The 5,414-nt window shown below is 56.8% G+C and carries 6 protein-coding genes, 1 tRNA gene and 1 pseudogene; 3 read left to right on the top strand and 5 right to left on the bottom strand.

Going from position 1 to position 5,414, the window contains the following annotated elements; genetic code table 11:
* Positions 1-380: 380 nt before the first annotated feature.
* Positions 381-1,040, bottom strand: a complete 660-nt coding sequence (locus Q0C48_RS06945) for a prepilin-type N-terminal cleavage/methylation domain-containing protein (protein WP_291522829.1) — start codon at positions 1,038-1,040, stop codon at positions 381-383.
* Here Q0C48_RS06945 and Q0C48_RS06940 point away from each other — a divergent pair.
* Together Q0C48_RS06940 and Q0C48_RS06935 are read left to right on the top strand one after the other, a co-directional pair.
* A complete protein-coding gene (locus tag Q0C48_RS06940) occupies positions 1,034-1,537 on the top strand; it encodes a sel1 repeat family protein (RefSeq protein ID WP_291522827.1) in 504 nt (167 codons plus the stop codon). The two genes, Q0C48_RS06945 and Q0C48_RS06940, sit on opposite strands and share 7 nt — an antisense overlap.
* Before the next feature lie 86 nt (positions 1,538-1,623).
* Positions 1,624-1,788 (top strand): hypothetical protein, encoded by a 165-nt coding sequence (locus tag Q0C48_RS06935; protein ID WP_291522825.1) that lies wholly within the window; start codon positions 1,624-1,626, stop codon positions 1,786-1,788.
* Positions 1,789-1,811: 23 nt separating this feature from the next.
* Here Q0C48_RS06935 and Q0C48_RS06930 read toward each other — a convergent pair whose 3' ends face one another.
* The 4 genes from Q0C48_RS06930 to Q0C48_RS06915 form a co-directional block, all read right to left on the bottom strand.
* On the bottom strand, positions 1,812-2,087 hold the full coding sequence (locus Q0C48_RS06930) for an integration host factor subunit alpha (protein WP_291522822.1): 276 nt from the start codon (positions 2,085-2,087) through the stop codon (positions 1,812-1,814).
* 35 nt (positions 2,088-2,122) lie between these two features.
* On the bottom strand, positions 2,123-3,214 hold the full coding sequence (locus Q0C48_RS06925; protein ID WP_291522820.1) for a site-specific integrase: 1,092 nt from the start codon (positions 3,212-3,214) through the stop codon (positions 2,123-2,125).
* A gap of 124 nt (positions 3,215-3,338) precedes the next feature.
* Positions 3,339-3,414: transfer RNA gene (locus Q0C48_RS06920), tRNA-Thr, on the bottom strand.
* 58 nt (positions 3,415-3,472) lie between these two features.
* Positions 3,473-4,696, bottom strand: a complete 1,224-nt coding sequence (locus tag Q0C48_RS06915; protein ID WP_291522819.1) for a class I SAM-dependent rRNA methyltransferase — start codon at positions 4,694-4,696, stop codon at positions 3,473-3,475.
* Positions 4,697-4,851: 155 nt separating this feature from the next.
* On the opposite strand from Q0C48_RS06915, the pseudogene Q0C48_RS06910 reads away from it, so the two are divergent.
* A pseudogene (locus Q0C48_RS06910) lies at positions 4,852-5,414 on the top strand (S-methyl-5-thioribose-1-phosphate isomerase); the annotation flags it as partial.

Raw genomic sequence — 5,414 nt, 5'->3', positions numbered from 1 at the left:
AAAGGGGAATATTCCATTCTCAAGTCGTGAAATTTTTGTTATTCGAAATGCCCTAGAGTGGGTTGGGTCATGGAGAAACCACCATGCACAGCCTTTCCTGCGAAATGATTCAATAGATCGTTGAATATATTATGACTAACATTATAGGTGACATGGGTATGCTGGATAACGACGCCATGACGCACGTCACCATCGTATGAGAATATGCTTGGATTGTTACCACATGTGGATATTTTTTGCATAGGCATATAACCACCCTCTTCTGGGAAAAGTAGCCATTAAAATAAGGACTGAGTATATGTGTTTACATAATTGAGGGCACCTGTACGAGATGCCCTCTGTTATATATCATTGATTAGCGATAACGCTCTTCTCTGGAATTAACCAACAGAAAGCGTGCCGTTTGTGCTAATAGTAACCGTGCAAACACCACTGCTGCAGGCTGCGGTGGTGTTATTTTTACCGGTTCCATAGATCTTCTCAACCATACCCTTAATATCTGAACCCACAGACGTTGTGCTGGCGCCATAGCTGACCGTAATTACATAGGGAGTAGTGGCCGCGTCTCCAGGAGTGACCGCCCCTGCGGTGATAGATCCACCCGTCATTCCAACCTGACCTGGCGTGCCTGCACTTGCGGCTGTACCGGCGCTAATGTAAGCGGGGTTGGCACCTTGGCCGGAAACTGGATCAAGCGCGGTACTGCTGAGTTCGCCTTGGGTGGCAGGAATTGCTGGTGTACCTGCGGCACCACCCGTACCAGCTACAGCAGCCTGGCCTGCTTGGCCGAAAACAACGGTAGTCTGACCGGCGGACTTGGCTGCAACAGCGGCTTGAACCTGATGCACGGCACTGGAGAAATTTGCTGTGACATCACTGGCCTGAGCCGTAGAAATATACTTCTCATACTGCGGAATGGCGATAGCCGCCAAAATACCGATGATGGCGATGACGATCATCAGTTCGATGAGGGTGAAACCGGCTTCGGCGCTGGCCTGTGCCTTGAAAAACCATTCGGACCATCCATAACTGGTTGGAATCCGGCACGATCAAAGGCAAGGCCATCGAAGCCGGCCACCTTCCAGGCGGCCAACTTGTTCGGGTAGACATTTCAAGCATGGCTGAACAGATTCCAACCGAACTGACTGATGAATTCTTGGAATGCGTCAAAAACGCAGAGGCGGGTGATGCCCAGGAAACGACCAACGTGGCCACCTATTTTTACCGCAGCCCAACCACCCAGAAGATTGCCGTAAACTGGTTTGAACTGGCCGCCAAGAGAGGCAATGCTGATGCCATGGAGTGGCTATGGGACAGCTATTACCATGGATACGGGGTAAAACCGGATTTTGCCATAGCCATACAGTGGCTAGGGAAAGCGGCGAAACAGGGGTCAACGATGGCCCAAGCGATCGTCGAAGGTCTACGCAAAATAGAGGCCATGCTCAGAGAACAACAAAAAGACCAACACAACACCATCCTCAAGGACATAAAAAGACTGGCTAATATGAACAATACCGGCTCACAGGAAACATAAAAAGGCGTTCAATGATGCAACCCCCTATAAACACTGAGGGAGCGGCCCTCACACTAGGCATCAGCAAGCAATCCCTGGAATTAAGGATGCGGCGTTTAATCCCAAAGATGGGCGGCATGGGGACACCAAACGACGGTGCCGGAATAGTAGATCAAATGGACCGGGCAGAGGCAAAGCTACTAGGCTTGCTCGATTTATCCACCGAAGAGATGGGTGCGCTCATGCACGATCTGGGCATGATAAAGGCCTGATGGGCACCGCCCACGCAAACAGGTCAGCACCTTTTCTTCACCAGTTGGCTGACCCGAAACGTCACCACCCGCCGGGCGGCGATGTCGAACGGTTCCCCGTTCCTCGGATTCCGCCCAGGCCGTGCCCGCTTCTCCCGCAAGGTGAAGTTCCCGAAGCCGGATAGCTTCATGTCCTCACCGGCGGCCAGCGTGGTGCGGATCGTGTCAAAGAGGGTATTGACCAGCGCCGCGCATTCTTTGGCGGGCAGGCCCACGGTGTCCGATAGATGAAGGGTTAAAGCCTGTTTCGTGATGGTCATGTATTACCCCGCCGTGACAAAAATATTAAGCAGCTTCATCCCAGCATCTTCGCCAGATCCTCAGCCCTCAGATGGGTGTACCTTTTCAGCATCTGCAAGGTCTTGTGCCCGGTGATGGCCGCCACCTGCATGGGGTTCAGGCCCTTCTCAAAGAGGCGGCTGGTGGCTTCGTGCCTCAAATCGTGGAAGGTCAGCCCGGTGATACCAGCACGGCGGCAGGCGCGTACATAGGATTGATGTATCCCCTCGTAAGTAACCCCGAACACGCGCCCGTCCAGGTTGCGGGGCAGGGCGTCCAGGTTGCGGGGCAGGGCGTCCAGGGCTGCTACAGCGCGACTGGAGAGGGGGACCGTGCGAGCGTCGCCGTTCTTGGTCTTGGGTAAGTGTGCGGTGCGCTTTTTCAGATCCACATTTTCCCATAACAAGCCGGTACTGACCTTAACTTGCAGGTGTTTTCCATCGGCATCCAGCGCACCGGTTGGGTCCTGCTTCCAGGTTTCCACCATCTCACCCGAGCGCATCGCGGTTTCCACCGCGACGACCACTAGGGGGCGTAGCCACGGGTTACGTGCTTCACCACATGCGGCCAGTAGCCTTTCTTCTTCGTCATCTACCAGGCGGCGATTCCTGCCTTGTGGCAATTTGGGGTTGCTCACCAGGTCCGCCGGATTTTCCAGGGATTCCATGCCCCACTCACGGCGTGCGACATTGAACAAATTAGAGATGACCGCACGGTGCAAGCGGATGTGGTTGGCGCTCTTGCCTTCGCTTTCCATAGCCCTGATCTCGGACGCCAAATCCTTACCCCGGATCGACGCCATGAAGCGGGACGCGATGGGACGGGTCATCCATGCTTTGACGTACCAGCCCTCACCCTTGGATTTTTTCTTCGGTGTGACCTCTGCCAGGTATCTCTCAAGGCATTCCTTGAGCGTAGTGCTCTCTGCTTCCGACCGATCCCGCCAGACGCCGCGCACCATCTCGGACTCGGTGACGCTGGCCCATGCTTCGCCTTCCTTCCTTGTGCGGAAGGTTTTGTACTGTGACGGGTATCCTTTTTTGCGGACGGCTACTTGCCAACCGATGTGTTCCCCTTCCCGGTCGTAACTTGGCGTGATGGATGCCATATAGTCCCCCACAATGAGTGCCTGACGAGAGAGTAAACCAGACCGGACTGTGGTGCAATTGCGGTGCAAATTCAATGTGGCAAAGAAAAAGGGCTTAGACCGAAGCCTAAGCCCTTGTTCTAATTGGTGCCGGCGAGGGGAGTCGAACCTCTGACCTACCGATTACGAATCGGTTGCTCTACCAACTGAGCTACGCCGGCGTGGGCGCGATTGTACCTGTCACCGGGCATGGCGACAAGAATCCAACGCGCTTGGTGATCAGGCGGTCTTTTCTGCCTCTTCGGGTAACTCTTCCCGACGGTGGATGAAGAAGCCCTTGAGGTAGTTGCTTTCGGGCACCGCCGGGTGAACGGGGTGATCCATATCCTGACTGCCTTCACCGATGATCTGGTAGTCCCCACGCTGGGCGGCAAAAGCGATCTGGCTGAGCAGCGTTTCCCGGCTCAGGTGATGCGAGCAGGACGCCGAGAACAGGATGCCGCCGGGGGTCAGCAAACGCATGGCCATATCGTTAAAGCGGCGATAGGCGATGCTGCCTTCCTTGAAATCCTTCTTCGATTTGATCAGAGCCGGGGGATCAAGGACGATGAGATCGAACTGCTCACCGCGGTCGCGTAAATTGTGCAGCGTCTCCATGGCATCGCCGTGAATGCTGCGCAAGCCCTCAACCTCGTTGCGTCGGGCGTTTTCTTCGAGGATCGCCAGGGCCGGTGCTGAACTGTCCACAGCGGTGACGGCGCTTGCCCCGGCCTTGGCCAGGGGGATGGCAAAGCCACCGAGATAGGCGAAGCAGTCCAGCACCCGGCGCCCTTGGGCAAAGTCCCGCAAGCGGCGGCGATTGGCGCGATGGTCATAAAACCAGCCGGTTTTTTGCCCGCCGCGCGGGTCAACCTGGAACAGGCAGTCGTTTTCCCAAACCTCCAGCCGCTCCGGGATATGCCCGAAGAGGACTTCGACGCGGTCTTCCAGCCCTTCCAGTCGCCGCGCCGCGCCGCTGGCCTTCAGCAAAATGCCCGCCGGGCGCAGCAGACCCTGCAAAGCCGCCGTGATCAGGGGCAAATCGCGATCCATGCCGAGACTACCTGCCTGCAGCACCAGATGGTCCTCATAGCGGTCGATAATCAGGCCCGGCAAACCATCGCCTTCACCATGCACCAGGCGGTAAAAAGGCGCACCAAACAGGCGCTCCCGCATCAGCAAAGCCTGCTGTAAGCGGGTGCGATAAAAGCCCTCATCAATGCTGACATGCGGGTCACGGCTCAACAAGCGCGCACAGAGCAGGGTATGAGGATTAACATGGGCGAGCCCCAGGGCCTTGCCCTGGGCGTCTTCCATCCGGCAGACGCTGCCTGGAGTGACGGCGGTGAGGGGGGTTTTCTGGACGTCGATTTCGTTGCTGTAAATCCAGAGGTGACCGGCGCGGAGGCGGCGATCCTCCTTGGGACGCAGACGAAGAATGGGGTATAGGCTGGCAGAAGACATGAGTGGACCTGATGGTAAAAGCGGGAGTGCCCCAGAAGCATGGGGTCTGGACGTTCCGGCGCATTTTACAGACTTTTCAACTGCCCGTATATTGAGCACACCATACTGCGGTGTTCCGCTTCCGACTGACCTGGTATCTTGCCGAGGAGGATTATGTGTCCAGTGCCGACCAAATTCGTGCCATCCGTTGGGAGGAGGGTCAGCTCTGCCTTCTCGATCAAAGACTGTTGCCGCAGCAGGAAACCTGGTTAAAGCTCAGTGATTATCGCGCGGTGGCGGTGGCGATTCGGCAGATGGTAGTACGTGGTGCCCCGGCAATCGGCATTACCGCCGCTTATGCCATGGCACTGGCCGTGAGCGAGGCGAGCACGCATGCGGACTGGCAGGCACGCCTGCTGAGTGCCGCCGACGAGATCAAGGCGGCGCGACCGACGGCGGTGAATCTCGCCTGGGCGACGGACCGGCAACTGGCATTGGCGCAATCGGCGTCTACCGCGGGGCAGGCCGTCGCCGCGCTTTTACAGGCCGCCCATGACTTGCTCCGCGATGATATCGCCGATAACCAGCGTATGGGCCGTTATGGCGCGGAGCTCTTGCCGGCAGAGGGTGGCATTCTGACCCATTGCAACACCGGCAGCCTCGCGACCGGTGGATACGGCACGGCACTGGGCGTGATTCGTGCAGGGATTTCTGCGGGTAAGCAGCTCCATATCTATGC

It is taken from the genome of Acidithiobacillus sp. (genome assembly GCF_023255755.1).
In the GTDB taxonomy this organism is placed as follows: domain Bacteria; phylum Pseudomonadota; class Gammaproteobacteria; order Acidithiobacillales; family Acidithiobacillaceae; genus Acidithiobacillus.
Note: the sequence above shows the minus strand (reverse complement) of the source record. Positions and strands in the feature narration are given on the sequence as shown.